Annotated in this window: 11 protein-coding genes; 1 reads left to right on the plus strand and 10 read right to left on the minus strand. The window is 72.6% G+C overall.

The features are described 5' to 3' along the window. Positions 1-87: 87 nt before the first annotated feature. Positions 88-2892: a M4 family metallopeptidase gene (locus C9F11_RS09495; RefSeq protein ID WP_138958842.1), complete on the plus strand. Its 2805-nt coding sequence runs from the start codon at positions 88-90 to the stop codon at positions 2890-2892. Positions 2893-3020: 128 nt separating this feature from the next. Here the strand turns inward: C9F11_RS09495 and C9F11_RS09500 are convergent, their stop codons facing one another. The 10 genes from C9F11_RS09500 to C9F11_RS09545 all read right to left on the minus strand — a co-directional run bounded on the left by C9F11_RS09500 (position 3021) and on the right by C9F11_RS09545 (position 15871). Further along, entirely contained in the window at positions 3021-4700 is a 1680-nt protein-coding gene (locus C9F11_RS09500) for an ABC transporter ATP-binding protein (protein ID WP_138958843.1), read from the minus strand. Then, positions 4697-5689: an ABC transporter permease gene (locus tag C9F11_RS09505; RefSeq protein ID WP_138958844.1), complete on the minus strand. Its 993-nt coding sequence runs from the start codon at positions 5687-5689 to the stop codon at positions 4697-4699. Before C9F11_RS09505 ends, C9F11_RS09500 begins: the two co-directional genes overlap by 4 nt. A 3-nt stretch (positions 5690-5692) precedes the next feature. Continuing rightward, the gene (locus tag C9F11_RS09510; protein ID WP_138958845.1) at positions 5693-7468 is read right to left on the minus strand and encodes an ABC transporter substrate-binding protein; all 1776 of its coding nucleotides are present in this window, start codon (positions 7466-7468) and stop codon (positions 5693-5695) included. 56 nt (positions 7469-7524) lie between these two features. Further along, a complete protein-coding gene (locus C9F11_RS09515; protein WP_249401657.1) occupies positions 7525-8481 on the minus strand; it encodes an ABC transporter permease in 957 nt (318 codons plus the stop codon). A gap of 418 nt (positions 8482-8899) precedes the next feature. Next, a complete protein-coding gene (locus tag C9F11_RS09520) occupies positions 8900-9985 on the minus strand; it encodes a S1 family peptidase (protein WP_138958847.1) in 1086 nt (361 codons plus the stop codon). Positions 9986-10273: 288 nt separating this feature from the next. Further along, complete coding sequence (locus tag C9F11_RS09525; RefSeq protein ID WP_138958848.1) at positions 10274-11209, minus strand: slipin family protein; 936 nt, start codon at positions 11207-11209, stop codon at positions 10274-10276. A gap of 114 nt (positions 11210-11323) precedes the next feature. Then, positions 11324-12223: a S1 family peptidase gene (locus C9F11_RS09530; protein WP_138958849.1), complete on the minus strand. Its 900-nt coding sequence runs from the start codon at positions 12221-12223 to the stop codon at positions 11324-11326. A 301-nt stretch (positions 12224-12524) separates the two neighbouring features. Then, positions 12525-13328, minus strand: a complete 804-nt coding sequence (locus C9F11_RS09535) for a DUF1684 domain-containing protein (RefSeq protein ID WP_138958850.1) — start codon at positions 13326-13328, stop codon at positions 12525-12527. A gap of 6 nt (positions 13329-13334) precedes the next feature. Next, positions 13335-14789, minus strand: a complete 1455-nt coding sequence (locus C9F11_RS09540; protein ID WP_249401658.1) for an NtaA/DmoA family FMN-dependent monooxygenase — start codon at positions 14787-14789, stop codon at positions 13335-13337. Then, positions 14786-15871 carry an LLM class flavin-dependent oxidoreductase gene (locus tag C9F11_RS09545; protein ID WP_138958851.1) on the minus strand — a complete coding sequence of 362 codons (1086 nt, stop codon included), beginning with the start codon at positions 15869-15871 and terminating at the stop codon, positions 14786-14788. Before C9F11_RS09545 ends, C9F11_RS09540 begins: the two co-directional genes overlap by 4 nt. Positions 15872-15885: the final 14 nt, after the last annotated feature.

The raw sequence follows: 15885 nt of genomic DNA on the forward strand, positions 1-15885 counted from the left end.
CAACACTCGGGCAACGACTTGCATGGCTAGCGCACGTACATGACGTGCGCTCTGTTGACGTGCGCCTTTCGGCGTGTGGAGGGGAACATGAGCAAGTCACGCAGACGGGCCCGCATATCCGGCGGCGCCGCGCTCCTGGGCGCGGCGGCGCTGCTCGCGTCCGGCGTTCCGGCGGCACAGGCCGCCGACGAGACGCCCCAGGGACCGGCCACCGAGGTCGTCCCGGGCACCGGCACCAGGACCCCGGCCCTGGTGGACGGGATCGAGGAGGCCGCCAAGGACTCGGGCAGCCCGGCCGCCGCGGCCCGCGGCCACCTCGCGGCCAAGAAGGACCGGTACGAGATCGCCGACCCGGCACGGGACCTGACGGCCGAGCAGACGCTGAAGCAGGGCGCCGACGAAACGGTCCGCTTCCAGCAGACCCACCGCGGGCTGCCGGTCCTCGGCGGCCAGTACCTGGTGCGGATGGAGAAGAAGGACGGCGACCGGGTCGTCACCGGCACCTCCGGCAAGTACTTCACGGGCCTGGCCGTGGGGACGAAGGCGCGGGTCGCGGAGAAGACGGCGGTCGCGCGGGCCGTCGCGGCGACCGCCGCCGGTGACGGCCGTACGGGCAGCCTGACCAAGCTGGCCCCCAAGTCGGCCGACGCCAAGGCGAACGCCAAGGCCGGCAAGCGCACCGCCGAGAGCGGCACCCCGCTCTCCGGCTCCTCGCACGGCCTGGTCGTCCTGCCCCAGGGCAAGGGCGTCCTGACGTACCACGTCACCGTCACCGGCACCGACCCCGTGAGCGGCGCGCCGGTCAAGCAGGAGGTGTACGTCGACGCCGCCTCCGGCTTCCCGGTGCTCCAGTACTCGGGCATCCAGTCCATAGCCGACGACGCCGACTTCCCCGGCACGACGGGCAGCGGCGTCAAGCTGGACGGCAAGAAGGTCGACCTCGACCTGACCCAGGACGCGGCCTCCGGCTCGTACCAGCTGCGTGACTACCGCCACCAGTGGAACGGCAGCAAGAACGCGCTGACCACCTGGGACGCGCGCGGAGTCGACGCCAACGACGCGTCCGGCAGGTGGCCGAGCGGCATCGCCGAAGTCGCCTCCAAGACCAAGGACTTCGGCAAGGACGCCACCGAGTCGGGGGCCGTGGACGCGCACTGGGCGGCCGGGCAGGTCTACGACTACTACAAGCAGAAGCACGGCCGCGACAGCCTCGACGGCAAGGGCATGGCCATCAACTCCCTGGTGGGCGTGACCGACGGCGGGTTCCCGTTCGTCAACGCCTTCTGGGACGGCCAGAAGATGGTGTACGGCGGCGGCGACGAGGAGACCAAGACCCTCTCCGCCGACCTGGACGTGGTGGGCCACGAGATGACGCACGGCGTCGTCGAGCACACCGCGGGCCTCGTCTACGTCGGCCAGTCCGGCGCCCTGAACGAGGCGGTCGCCGACTACTTCGGCAACGCCATCGACGTGACCGCGTCCAAGACCCCGATGAGCGACCCGAAGGCCGCCCTCATCGGCGAGGACCTGTGCCGCACCAAGGCGCCCGAGGACTGCGCGTTCCGCAATCTGAACGACGGGCGGACCACCGCCAAGGACTTCCTCGGCGTCACCATCGGCACCGACAGCGGCGGTGTGCACCTCAACTCGACGATCTTCTCGGGCGCCCTGTGGGACATCCGTGAGGACCTCGGCGGCACCCTGGCCGACCGGATCGTCTACAAGGCCCTCGCCGAGTACCTGACGCCGCTCGACGGCTACACCGACGCCCGCAACGCGGTGGTCGCCGCGGCCAAGGACCTCGGGGTCAAGGGCGCGAAGCTGCGGGCCGTGAACCGGGCCTTCGACGCGCACGGCATCACCAAGGGCTGGGAGAAGGCCATCGGCGCCGACTCCGACAAGCTCCTCGGCGACGTGAACGCCACCCGCGTCGGCGGCCGCCTTCCGAACACCGGCGCGGGCGCGGGCGGCGGCTGGTGGGCCGCGTCGAAGTCCGACGACGAGGGCCAGGAGGCCTTCTCCGTCTGGGCGGGCCGCACCGACGGCAAGGGTGCTGAGAAGCTGATCAGCCCCAACGACGGGCGCTACCACGTCTACCCGGACACCGACGGCAGGACCGTGGCGTGGGTGGCGTACGGACCGACCAGCGTCGAGGTGCTCTCCCGGCCGCTGGCCGGCGGCCCGGTCAAGAAGCTGTGGTCGGCGGGCACCACCGTCGCCAACGTGCACGTCTCGGGCGGGACCGTGACCTGGCAGGAGTCCAGCCCGCACGGCCAGCAGCGGGTCGCGTACCTGCGCAAGGGCGAGCGCGAGCCGGTGTTCGTGGACGGCGGCCGCTACGACGTGGTCACCGCGCTGCCCACCCTCAGCGGCGACAAGCTCGGCTACGCGAAGGTGTACGTCGACAAGGACGGGCAGCAGCAGGTCTCCACGGAGATCACCGACGTGCGCAGCGGCAAGCAGACCCTGGTCCCGGCCAAGGGCGCCTACCTCGGTGTCGCGACCCCCGCGATCAACGGCAAGTACCTCTACTGGCTGGTCGACGACATCGCCGACGACAACCGCATGGGCCTGCGCCGCGCCAACCTGGACGGCACCGGCCTGACGGACGTCATCCCCGAGAGCTCGGCCACCGCGTACTTCTGGAACGTGGACGCCTCGGACTCCGCGGTGACCCTCACCCAGTGGAAGCCGCAGCGCGGCTGGAGCAACGGCAACCTCACCAAGCTCGTCCAGACCGACCTGGACGGCAAGGGCCTGAAGCGGGTCTCCTGCAACCGCGGTGAGCAGACCGGCCACGCGGCCGACACCGGCAAGCGCGTGGTGTGGATCGACGGCACCACGGGCCACACGGACCTGGTGACCCGGGCCCGCCCGGCGGGCACCTGCTGATCCCGGTACGCGAAACGGCGGTGCCCCGCTCCCCCCTCGCGAGGGGGGAGCGGGGCACCGCCTTCGGGTGTCCGGGTCCGCCGTCCCGCCCCCTCCACGGGGCGGCGGACCCGGACGCGTCGGGCCGCTCAGACCACGGCGGCGAGCAGTTCGCGGGTGTACGCGGCGCCCGGCGCGTCGAAGACCTCGTCACGGGTGCCGGTCTCGACGACCTCCCCGTGCCGCATGACCGCGACCCGGTCGCAGAAGTGCCGGACGACGGCCAGGTCGTGCGAGACGAACAGGAGCGAGAGGCCCAGCTCGTCGCGCAGGTCCATCAGCAGGTTCAGGACCTGTGCCTGCACGGACACGTCGAGCGCGGAGACCGGCTCGTCCGCGATGATCAGCCGGGGGCGCAGCGCGAGCGCGCGGGCGATGCCGATGCGCTGGCGCTGGCCGCCGGAGAACTCGTGCGGGTAGCGGTCCAGGTGGTCGGCGGACAGGCCGACCTGTTCGAGGAGTTCCGCGGCGCGCTCGCGGCGCTCGGCCGCGTCCGCCCGGGTGTGCACCCGCAGCGGCGTGGTGACGATCTCCTGCACGGTGCGCCGCGGGTTCAGCGAGGCGTACGGGTCCTGGAAGACGAGCTGCACCTCGCGGCTGAGCTCGCGGCGCAGCGCGGCGGACCCGGCGGCGCCGGAGATGTCGCGGCCGTTGAAGCGGACCTCGCCCGAGGTGGGGCGCTGGAGTCCGGCGAGCACCCGGGCCGTGGTGGACTTGCCCGAGCCGGACTCGCCGACCAGGCCGAGGGTCTCGCCCTCGCGCACCTGGAGGCTGATGCCGCGCACCGCGCGGGCGGGCTCGCGGCGCCGCCCGAGCAGGGTGCGGCCGCCGCCGAACTCCACGCGCAGGGCGGTGACTTCGGCGAGGGGCCGCTCGGGGGGCGCCACCAGCGCCCGGGCCGCCGTGCGCGGCTTGGGATCCGGCTCCTCGACCGTCGGGAGGCGGGTGCCGGGGACGGTGGTGAGCGTGGGGGCCGCGCCGATCAGGGCGCGGGTGTAGGGGTGTTCGGGGGCGGTGAGCACGCGCTCGGTCGGCCCCAGTTCCAGCTGCTGGCTGTGGCGCATCACGAGGACGCGGTCGGTGGCGTGCGCGACGACGCCCACGTCGTGGGTGACCAGGACGACGGCGGTGCCGTGCTCGTGCCGCAGCTCGTCGAGCAGGTCGAGGACCTGGCGCTGGACCCGGGCGTCGAGCGCCGTCGTGGGCTCGTCCGCGATCAGCACGTCCGGGCTGTTGATCAGCGCCATCGCGATCATCACGCGCTGGCGCATGCCGCCGGAGAACTGGTGCGGGTAGTCCCGGGAGCGGGCGGCGGCGATGCCCACCCGCTCCAGCATGTCGACGGCCCGGTCCCGGGCCTCCGCGCGCGACGCGCTCCGGTGGTGGATCCGGTAGGCCTCGGCGAGCTGGGTGCCCACCGCGTGGAAGGGGGACAGGGCGGCGAGCGCGTCCTGGAACACCATCGCCACCTTCGAGCCGCGCAGCGCGCGCAGTTCGGCGTCGGACGCGCCGACGACCTCCGTGCCGCCCGCCACGACGCTGCCGGTGATCCGGGTCCGCGCCGGGTCGTGCAGGCCCATCGCGGCCAGGCCCACGGTGGACTTGCCCGAGCCGGACTCCCCCACCAGGCCGAGCACCTCGCCGCGCGCCAGGTCGAAGGTGACGCCCTCGGCGGCGGTGACGGCGCCGCGCGGCCCGGTGAACGTCACGCTCAGATCGCGGACGCGCAGCGCGGGAGCAGTCGTCGGAGCAGGAGCAGGGGCGGTCATGCGAGCCTCACCCTCGGATCGAGCCACGCGACCACGAGGTCGGCGACGGCGACGAACACCACGACGAAGAACGCGGCGAGCAGCACGGTGCCCACGACGGTCGGCAGGTCGTTCTGGACGACCGCGTCCACGGCGAGCTTGCCGACGCCGCTGAGCCCGAAGACGGTCTCGGTGATGAACGCGCCGCCGAGCAGCGCGCCCACCTCCAGGCCGAGGAGCTGCACCAGGGGTGCCGCGGCCCCGCGCGCGGTGTACTTGAGATGGGCGCGCAGCGGGCTGAGGCCCTTGCCGCGCGCGGTGCGCACGTACCCCTCGTGCATGACCTCCAGCATCTGGGCGCGGGAGAGCCGGGCGAAGACGGCCGCGTTGACGAAGCCGAGCACGAGCCAGGGCAGCAGCAGGCCCGCGAGCCAGGCGCCGGGGTCCTCGCCGGGCGAGGTGTAGCCGGGCAGCGCGAACCAGCCGGTCTGGTAGACGAGCAGGTACTGCAGCGCGTAGCCGAGGAAGTAGATCTGCACGCTGGCGCCGACCAGGGTGAAGGCGGACAGGAGCCGGTCGGAGAGCCGGCCCCGGCGCAGCGCGGACACGAAGCCCGCGCCGACGCCGACGACGAGGATGACGGCGAGCGCGCCCGCCGCGAGCGAGAGTGTGACCGGGAAGCGGCTGGTGATGGCCGCGCGGACGGGCTCGTGCAGGGCGTAGGAGTAGCCGAGGCAGGGGGCGTCGCAGGCGATCGGGGTGCCGTCGACGTCCGCGATGGTGCGGCCCGCGAACAGGCCGCGCACGTAGTCGGCGTACTGCGCGAGGACCGGCTGGTCCAGGCCCATGGACTCGCGCACCGCCGCGACCTGGGAGGCGTCGCACTTGGGGCCGCAGGCGATGACGGCCGGGTCGGACGGCGCCGCGTAGAAGAGCGCGAAGGCGGTCGCGGAGATCGCGAGGAGCACCACGACCGCGGTCAGCGCCCGTCGGAGGACGTAGGCGAGCATGGGTCAGGACTTCTTCAGGTACAGCCAGGCGGGGCTGATGGTGCCGTAGATCGGGTGGATGAAGGCGCCGCCGACGTTGGCGCCGCGGACCTGCTGGGTGCGCTGGTGCAGGAACGGCACGATCGGCATGTCCTTCATGATCGTGTTCTTCTCCAGGGCGATGAGCGCCTTGGCCTTCTTCGTCGCGTCGGTGATCTTCGCGATGCGGTCGAGCTCCTTGTCGACGGCCGGGTTCTTGTACCGCGGGTCGTTGTCCAGGGAGTCGCGGCGGCTGTCGAAGCGGTAGGGCACGCCGGTGGCCGGGGTCGGCCAGTCCACGGAGGAGCCGGACAGCCACAGGTCGTACTTCGGGTCGGTGCCGCGCAGGACCTCGTTGGTGAACGCGGGCAGCGGCAGCGGCTTGGTGACCAGCTCGATGCCCGCCTTGGCGAAGGCGTCGACGAGGACCTGCGCCATGCGGTCGTTGACGGCGTTCGACTCGTAGGCGTACGAGAGGCGCTTGACCTTCTTCTTGGCCTTGGCCAGGTGCTGCTTGGCCTTCTCGATGTCGCCCGTGGGCTTGACCGGGTAGGTGTCGTAGCTCTCCCAGCCGACGATGGCGGGCGAGGAGTACGTGGTGGCGATGTCGCCGACGCGCGGGCCGCCGAGGGCCTGGCGGGCCTGCTGGCGCGGCAGCAGGTAGTGGATGGCCTTGCGCACCTCGAGGTCGGCGACGCGGTCGTTGCGGACGACCAGGTGGTAGGTGAACGCGCCGCGGCGGCCGTCGACGATCAGGTCCTTCTTGTCCTGGTCGCGCTCGGCCTCGCCGATGAGCTCGGGCGGGAACTCGTTCTTGGTGGTGACGGTGTCCGCACCGTCGCCGCGCCCGTTGAGGATCTCCTGGGCGGTGTTGAGCTCCTTCTTCTCGAAGGTGAACTCGAACTTGTCGGCGTACTGGTGGCGGATCGGGTCGGTCGCCGCCTTCCAGTGCGGGTTCTTCTCCAGGGTCAGCGACTGGTTCTGCCGGTGGGAGACGATCCGGTAGGGGCCGGTCGCGAACGGCTTGAGGTCGTAGCGCGTGCCGGTGTCCTTGTCGGGGCGGACCGGCGACGAGGAGGACTGGGCGGCCATGAACGGCACGTCGGACTGCGGCTCGGCGAAGCGGAAGACGATCGTCTTGGCGTCGGGCGTCTCGATGCCCTTGAAGTCGCCGTCCTTCTTGGGGCCGCCGTAGACCTTGCGGGCCTGGGCGAGGTCGGGCTTGCCGGTGAGCCACTGCGGCCAGTAGGGCGGGCCGATCTCGAAGCCGGGCGCGAAGGTGCGCTCGATGCCGTACTTGACGTGCTGGGAGGTGATCGGCTTGCCGTCCTCCCAGGCGATGCCGTCCTTGAGCGTGTACGTCCAGGTGCGGCCGCCGTCGGAGGACTTGCCGATGTCGGTGGCGAGGTCGCCGACGAGCTTGGGCTTGCCGTCGATCACCTGGTACTGGGTGAGCTGGCGGCCCCACAGGAGCGAGGTGTTGTACGCCTCGCCCGCGTAGATCTTCTGCGGGTCGAGGTGGGAGTAGTCGCGCAGGTTGGCGACACGGATGGTGCCGCCCTTGCGCGCGCCCTCGACGGCGGGCGCCGGGCCCGTGCTGTCCTTGGCGCTGCCCACCCCGGCGACCAGGTCGTCCTCCTTGCGGGGCGCGGCCGCATCGCTCTTGGACCCCGCCCCGGCCGAGCAGGAGCACAGCACGAGCATGGCGGAAGCGGCGGCGACGACGGGGACGGCCACGGTGCGCGACGTGATCCTGGGCATGGTGAACTCCATTGCGGATGGTGCGGGTGGGGGTGGCGCGCGGGACGCGCCGGGTCTCAGCGGCCGGTACGGGGGTCGAGCGCGTCCCGTACGGAGTCGCCGAGCAGATTGAAGGCGAGGACGAAGAGCAGGATCGTCACGCCGGGGAAGATCATGTAGGTCGGGTCGTCGTAGAAGACCTCGGAGCCGCGGGCGATCATGCGGCCCCAGTCGGGGATGGGCTCGCTGATGCCCACGCCGAGGAAGGACAGGGCGGCCTCGGCGGTGACGATGCCCGGCAGGGCGACCGTGATGTGCACGAGGACGGGCGCCCACACGTTCGGCAGGAGCTCGCGCAGCACGATGTGGCGGCGCGAGGCGCCCACGGCCCGTGCGGCCTCGATGAACTCGCGCTCGCGCAGGGAGCGCACGGTCGTCCTGAGGACCATCGCCAGGGGCACCCAGCCGAAGGCGGCGAAGACGAGCACCAGGACGGTGAACTGCATCCAGGCGGGCTCGTTCTCGCCGGGGTCGACGAAGCGGGTCTGCACGATGGGGCTCAGCGCGAGGAAGAGCAGCAGCGTCGGGAAGGCGAGCAGCACGTTGCAGACGAAGGTGAAGACCCGGTCGGCGAGGCCGCTCAGATAGCCGACGGTCACGCCGAGGACGACCCCGAGGACCGCGATGACGGCGATGGCGGCGCCCGCGACGAGCAGCGAGGTGCGGATGCCGTACAGGAGCTGGGTGAACACGTCCCGGCCGAGGCCCGGCTCCAGGCCGAACCAGAACTCGCCGGACATGCCGCCGTTGGGCAGCACCGGCAGGCCCTCCGGGCTGAGGAGGCCCGTCTCGTTCTGGCCGTAGTGCTCGGTGGGGTTCTTGCCGTAGAGCGCGGCGACGAGCGGCGCGGCGAGCGCGAGCAGCACGAAGAACGCCACCACGCCGAGCGCGGCGAGGCCGACGCGGTCCCTGCGGAAGGCGCCGACGGCCGCCGCGAGCGGGCCGCGGGGCTCGGTTCGTGGCGCGTCGGCCATGCTGCCCAACTCCTGATGACGTGCGGACGCGGAGGTGTCCCGCGTCGGGGTGCGCATCATTAGAGCCAGCAATACGGCGCCCTTGCAAATCCTCCACAGAAGACATTTCCGAAATGCTGCGGGGATTTACAGGGGCGCAACATTCCAGGGCCCAATACAGGGACCAAACGGGCATCTCGCCCGCATTGAGATCTGCGCCACACACCCCCACCATGGAAGGCACATGGACGTCTCAACCTTGCTTCACAAGGCCATGCGCCGGATCCACCTGCGCATCACACATCAGTCTACGCGCGTAACCCCTTGGGAATTCAGGGCAGCGGATTTCTTCAACCCGCTTTCTTAAGTCCGGTCGGAAAAACCGGAAGACCCCGGAAACCGAAAGGTTCCCGGGGCCTTCGGGCCGCCGAACCAGGCGTCAGCCGATTTTCGCGCCAAAGGCCTCGAGGGCCTCCGGCACCGGCTGGAAGAACGTCTCGCCGCCGGCGGAGCAGTCACCGCTGCCGCCGGAGGTCAGACCGAGCGCGGTGTCGCCCGCGAAGAGGGCGCCGCCGCTGTCGCCGGGCTCGGCGCAGACGTCGGTCTGGATGAGGCCGTTGACGACGTCGCCGTTGCCGTAGTTCACGGTGGCGTCCAGGCCCGTGACCTTGCCGTCGTGCACCTGCGTGGTGGAGCCGCTGCGCCGCACCTGCTGGCCGACGGTCGCCGCGCCCGCCTTCGTGATCTTCTGGGTGCCGCCGCCGTAGAGGTTGACCTCGCTCGGGTGGGCGGTGTCGCCGCTGTACTTGACGATGCCGTAGTCGTTGTCGGGGAAGCTGGAGCCCACGTTCTCGCCGATGGCCGGGCCGCCCTGCTTCTCGGACCAGCTGGAGACGGCCTCCGTGCAGTGCCCCGCCGTCAGGAAGTGCGGGGCGCCGTCCTTGACCACGTTGAAGCCGAGGGAACAGCGGCTGCTGCCGCCGTAGATCGCGTCACCGCCCGCGATGAGGGGCTTGAACTCCCCCTTGGAGCGCTGGAGTTCGGCCTTGCCGCCGAGCTGCTTCACGACCGCGTCCAGCTTCTGGAGCGCGGCGCCGCGCACGGTGCGGTCCGCCGTCACCACGACCTTGTTGGTGGCCGGGTCGGTGGCCCAGGACGTGCCGGGTATCGACGCCTTGTCGCTGAGCGTGGAGCGGGCGCTCTTCAGCGCGGCCAGGGAGTTCTCCACGACTCTGGCCTTGGCGCCCGCCGACTCGGCGGTCTTCACCGCGTCCTTGTCCAGGACGTTCACGACGAGCTGCTTGGCCCCGGCGTCGTAGTACGTGCCCGCGGCGTCGGCGCCCAGCTCCCTGTCGAGCGACGAGGCGAGCTTTCCGGCCTGTGCCACCGACAGCGTGTCCGGTGTGGGGGTGGGGGTGTCGTCGCTCGCGTTCGCAGTCTGGAAGGTGACTGCCGCGCCGATCAGGGCGACGGCGCCCGCGCCTGCCACGGCGACGCGCCGCTTGGGTATGCGTCGGTGCTTCAACTCATGTCCTCCTGTGGGGGGTCCGCCCGCTCCGATGTGGGGACCTCGGCGGCCGGAAAGCGTGAGCGCATGGCGGCACGGCCCTGGTGAAGCCGCGTCCATGCCAATAGGACGCGGCCCACTATTCCCAGCCTCACAGGCAGCACACAAGGTCGACTTCAGGACGCCCGCCCGGTAACGCGCCTGCTCCCGCGGCCCGTTGACCCAGCGTGGTCACGCCTAGTCGTCCCCTCGCCGGTCCCCGTTGCAAACACCGGGTGCGAGCGGGCGGTGGGCAGCGGGTGAGGACTAGTCCTGTCCGGATTCCGTCAGTCCGGTGGCGTCGGACGGCACGGCGGGACCGGTGGTTGAAGATTCCACTCCGCTTTCCGGCGGGGCGGCGGCGGGCGCGGGGGCGGCGGCGGGCGCGGGACCCGACGGCCCGGCCCCCGTCTGCGCCCGTTCCAGGAAGCGCAGGAGTTCGACGGGGAAGGGCAGGACGAGGGTGGAGTTCTTCTCGGCGGCGACGGCGACGACGGTCTGGAGCAGGCGCAGCTGGAGGGCGGCGGGCTGCTCTGACATCTCCTTGGCGGCTTCGGCGAGTTTCTTGGAGGCCTGGAGTTCGGCGTCGGCGTTGATGACGCGGGCGCGGCGTTCGCGGTCGGCCTCGGCCTGGCGGGCCATGGAGCGCTTCATGGTCTCGGGCAGGGAGACGTCCTTGATCTCGACGCGGTCGATCTGCACGCCCCAGCCGATGGCGGGGCTGTCGATCATCAGCTCCAGGCCCTGGTTGAGCTTCTCGCGGTTGGAGAGCAGGTCGTCCAGGTCGCTCTTGCCGATGATCGAGCGCAGCGACGTCTGCGCCGTCTGGGAGACGGCGAAGCGGTAGTCCTCGACCTGCACGATCGCGTTGGCGGCGTCGACGACCTTGAAGTAGACGACGGCGTCGACCCGGACGGTGACGTTGTCCCGGGTGATGCCCTCCTGCGCGGGCACGGGCATCGTCACGATCTGGAGGTTGACCCGGCGCATCCGGTCCACGATCGGCACGACCGTCGTGAAGCCGGGGCCGCGCACCGTCTGTTGGAGCCGCCCGAGGCGGAACACGACACCGCGTTCGTACTGCTTGACGACACGCGCCGCGGACAGCAGGTACAGCAGTCCGGCGGACGCGACGGCCGCTCCGGCCGCCACCAGTTCCTCGACCACGACGGCCCCCGGGGTCTCATGGGGCGAATAGGGCATGCAGTACGAAGGTAACGCGCCACCCATCCCAGGGCGAGCCCCGCGTCATGCCAAGGGCGAGCCCCCGCCCGGGAGTTGGGCGGGGGCTCGCCGGGAGCGGCTCGGAGCGCGGCGTCAGAACACGCTGACGTTGTACGCGCGCAGCGCCTCGGTGACCGGCTGGAAGAAGGTCGTACCGCCGGAGGAGCAGTTGCCGCTGCCGCCGGAGGTCAGGCCGAGCGCGGTGGAGCCCGCGTACAGGGGGCCGCCGCTGTCGCCGGGCTCGGCGCACACGGTGGTCTTGATCAGGCCGCTGACGACGTCACCGCCGCCGTAGTTCACGGTCTGGTTGAGGGCGGTGACGCGGCCGCTGTGCGTGCCGGTGGTCGAGCCGCGCCGCGTCACGCTCTGGCCGACCGTCGGGTCGGCGGCGCGGGTGATGTCCTGGCTGCCGACCGTGCCGGACTTGGTGACCGAGTCATTGGTGTACTTGACGATGCCGTAGTCGTTGCCGGGGAAGCTGGAGCCCGAGGTGGTGCCGAGCACCGTCGTCTTCGCGGAGTTGGCCCACCACGTGCCCGCGCCGTCGGTGCAGTGCCCGGCGGTGAGGAAGTAGTAGGTGCTGCCGTTGCGCACGTTGAAGCCGAGCGAGCAGCGCCAGCTGTCGGCGTAGGTCGCGTCGCCGCCGGAGATGTACTTCTGGAAGGTGCCCGGCGTGCGCTCGATCCTGAGGGCGCCCGCCTTGTCGCCCGCCGCGCTCTTCACCCGGGCGATCTCGGCCGCGGACACCGTGCTGTCGGCGGTCACGACGACCTGTCCGGTCTTCGCGTCGACGCCCCATGCGGTGCCCGCCACGTCCGCTTCGAGGACGGCGTCACTGGCGGCCGTGAGGTCGGACGCGCTGTACGTACGGGCCTCGTCGGCGCTGGCGGCGGGCACGGCGAGCGCCGCCGCGGCCACCAGGCCGGTCGCGAGGGCGGCGGTGCGGAGGTGTCTCGTCGGGGTGCCGCGGGGGGTGGTGCGCTTGATCCTCACTGCTGGTTCCTCCCGAGGGAAGTCAGGGGGCCCGTGGGGGCGGGGCCCGTGAGGCGCAGCCATCGGACACGACGGATTCCGGCTACGCCGTGCCCCTGACAAGCGCTGCACGGGAGTATTCGGCGGGGTGACGCACCGCACAAGGTGCCGTTTCCAGCCACCGCGGCCCGATGCCGACGAGCGCGCCCCGAAGGGGCTCGGGGCTGCTTCTCCCAGCGACTCCGCCGGGCGGGCGCGACCGGCCGCGCCGGGGCCGCGGACACCCGACGGCGAGTCGAAGCGTCCCGGCCCCGGCGACAGGTCAGCGAAGCGCCACGTTCCGCTCCCCCGCGGCGATCTCGACGGGCAGCGTGTTGCCGGGCGGCGGGAACGGGCAGATGAAGTGGTCGGCGAACGCGCACGGCGGCAGCAGCACGCGGTTGAGGTCGACCGTGACGCGGCCGTCGGCGCCGGGCGCGGCGGGCCGCAGGAAGCGGAAGCGGTAGCTGGAGCCCCCGCTGGTGGCGTCCGCGAAGACGGCCCACAGCGAACCGTCGGCCTCGACGCTCACCTGGAGCGTGTGGTCCTGCCCGGCGAGGCGGAAGGCGAGTTCGCCGCCGAGCCCGAGCCCGCGCTCCACGCCGTCCGCGTTGGACACCCGCACGGTGCGGTCCTCCCCGTACGGGGTGAAGCGGCCCTCCACCGCGAACCGCGGGTCGTACGAGGTGGCCTCGATGCCCGTGAAGGCGCGGCGCGCCGGTGCGCCGGGGTCGAAGTCGCGCACCGCCCACAGCCCTTCGCGGCGCAGCACGACCAGGCGCCGCTCACCGAGCGCGAGGCGCGCGGCCGTGACCGGGCCGGGGTCCGCGGTGAGCCGGGCCGTGCCGGGGAAGGGCCGTCCGTCGAGGGTGAGGCCGTCCTCGGGGCCCGTGGTCAGGACGACCTCGTCGCCGTCCTCGGCCCAGCGGCCCGGGAGGCCGGGCAGGGCGCCGTCCGGGTGGTCGGCGAGCCAGTGCGTGCCGGTGAGGGACAGCGGGCCGTAGGGCGCGGACACCGTCTCGACGCGCTGTGCGTGCCACTGCTTCCAGTCCCGGAGCGCGTCCTCGGTGGTGCTTGTCGTACTCATGGTGCATCAACCCTTCCGTGCGGGCTCGGACAGCCCGAGGTGTGAGCGCAGCGTCGCGCCCTCGTATTCCGTGCGGAACGCGCCGCGCTCCTGCAACAGCGGCACCACCCGTTCGACGAACTCGTCGAGCCCGCCCGGCGTCAGGTGCGGGACGAGGATGAAGCCGTCGGCGGCGTCGGTCCGTACGAACTCGTCGAGCTGTTCGGCGACGGCGGCGGGCGTGCCGATGAACGACTGCCGCGCGGTCGTCTCGATGACGGTCTGGTGCAGGGACAGGCCCTTGGCGCGGGACAGCGCCCGCCACTTCTCGGCGACGGCCAGCACGTCGCCGACCCGCACCCGGCCCTGGACGAGCGTCGACTCCGGGTCCGGGTCGATGTCGGGCAGCGGCCCGTCCGGGTCGTACGCCGACAGGTCGACGCCCCACACCTGCTCCGCGGCCAGGAGGGCGTTCTGCGGCGAGACCTGTTGGCGGCGGATCTCGGTGGCCCGCTCCTGCGCCTCGGCCGCGGTGTCGCCGAGGACGAAGGTGACACCGGGCATGATCTTGAGGTCCTCGGGCCCGCGGCCGTACCGGGCGAGGCGGCCCTTGACGTCCGCGTAGAACGCGCGGCCCGCCTCCAGGGTGCCGTGCCGGGTGAAGATCACATCGGCGGCCGACGCGGCGAACTCCCGGCCCTCGGGCGAGTCCCCGGCCTGGATCACGACGGGGTGCCCCTGCGGCGGCCGGTCCACGCCGAACTCCCCGGAGATGGCGAAGTGCCGCCCGCTGTGCGCGAAGGGGCGCGGCCCGCCCGGGGCGCCGTCCGCCCCGGGCGTCCAGGAGTCCCACAGCTCCCGGGCCGTGGCGACGAACTCGGCCGCGCGGGTGTAGCGGTCGGCGCGGTCGAGGAAGCCGCCGCGCCGGAAGTTCTCGCCGGTGAAGGCGTCGGAGGAGGTGACGACGTTCCAGGCGGCGCGGCCGCCGCTGAGGTGGTCGAGCGAGGCGAGCCTGCGGGCCAGTTCGTAGGGCTCGTTGAAGGTCGCGTTGACGGTGGCGGCCAGGCCGAGACGGTCGGTGACGGCCGCGAGGGCGCTCAGGACGGTGAGGGACTCGGGCCTGCCGACGACGTCCAGGTCGTGGATGCGGCCCTTGTGTTCGCGCAGCCGGAGGCCCTCGGCGAGGAAGAAGAAGTCGAAGAGCCCGCGCTCGGCGGTCCGGGCCAGGTGCTCGAACGACGAGAACTCGATCTGCGAGCGCGACCGGGGGTCGGCCCACACGGTGGTGTTGTTCACGCCGGGGAAGTGGGCGGCGAGGTGGATCTGCTTGCGCGCGGGGGATCCGGCCGTACGGGACCCCCGCGCGGGAGGCCCTGGCGTACGAGACCCCTGCGCGGGAGGCCCTGGCGTACGAGACCCCTGCGCGGGAGGCCCTGGCGTACGGGGCCCTTGCGGAGCGGATCCGTGGGTGCCGGACGTCATGACGCCTCCCTCGCGTGCGCCGCGTAGCGGTTGGCGGGCCGGGCGAGGCCCAGGTGGTCCCGGAGCGTGGCGCCCGGGTAGAAGGTGCGGAACAGGCCGCGGTGCTGGAGCAGCGAGACCGTGCCGTTGACCAGGCGCTCCAGGTCGCGCCGCGGCTCCACGGGCGTGAGGTGGAAGCCGTCGGCGGCGCCCGCCGCGTGCCAGGCGGCGATGAGGTCGGCCAGGTCGACGGGCCCGCCCCGGTAGAGCGGTCCGTCGGCGGTGGGGTGCGGGCCACCGCCGTGCCCCGGCTGCGCGGCGTGCTCGCCGCCGCCGAGGTCGACGACGAGCGCGGCGAGCACCCGCAGCGCCTCCGGGTCCCGCCCGAGCGCGGCCGCGCGGCCGCGCAGCTCGGCGCGCGCGGCCCCGGCCTGGGCCGGGCTCGCGGCCCGGACCAGGGCGACGTCCGCGTGCCGGACGGCCACGTCCCGGGTGTGCTCGGCGGTGGCGTCGACGACGACCACGGGGTGGCCCTGCGGCGGCCGGGGGACGATGGAGGGCCCGCGCACGGAGAAGGCGGCGCCCTCGAAGTCGACGTGGTGCAGCTTGTCCCGGTCGACGAAGCGGCCGGTGGCCGCGTCCCGGATCTCGGCGTCGTCCTCCCAGCTGTCCCACAGCCGCCGGGCGACGTCGGCGACCTCGCCCGCCTCGCGCCACAGCGCGTCGCGCGGGGCCGCCCGGCGCCGCCCGAACAGCCTGGCCTCGGCCTCGGTCGCGGACACCTCGACGGCCCACCCGGCCCGGCCGTGGCTGACCCAGTCGAGCGTGGCCACGGCCGCCTGCACGTGGAAGGGCTCGGTGTGCGTGGTGGTCACGGTGGGCACCAGGCCGACGCGGCCGGTGGCCGGCGCGACGCGGGAGAGCACGGCGAGCGCGTCGAGCCCGCGGCGGGCGAAGCCGTCGCCGAGGGTCACGAAGTCGAGGGCGCCGTGCTCGGCGAGCCGGGCGAGTTCGACGAAGGGCGCGGCGTCGTGTGCGCCGGGCAGGTCGACGGCGGCCGCGAGATGCAGCGGGCCCCGGCCTGGGGGTGGGCTTGCGGACATCGGAGTACACCTCT

This window comes from Streptomyces sp. YIM 121038, assembly GCF_006088715.1.
Lineage (GTDB): Bacteria > Actinomycetota > Actinomycetes > Streptomycetales > Streptomycetaceae > Streptomyces.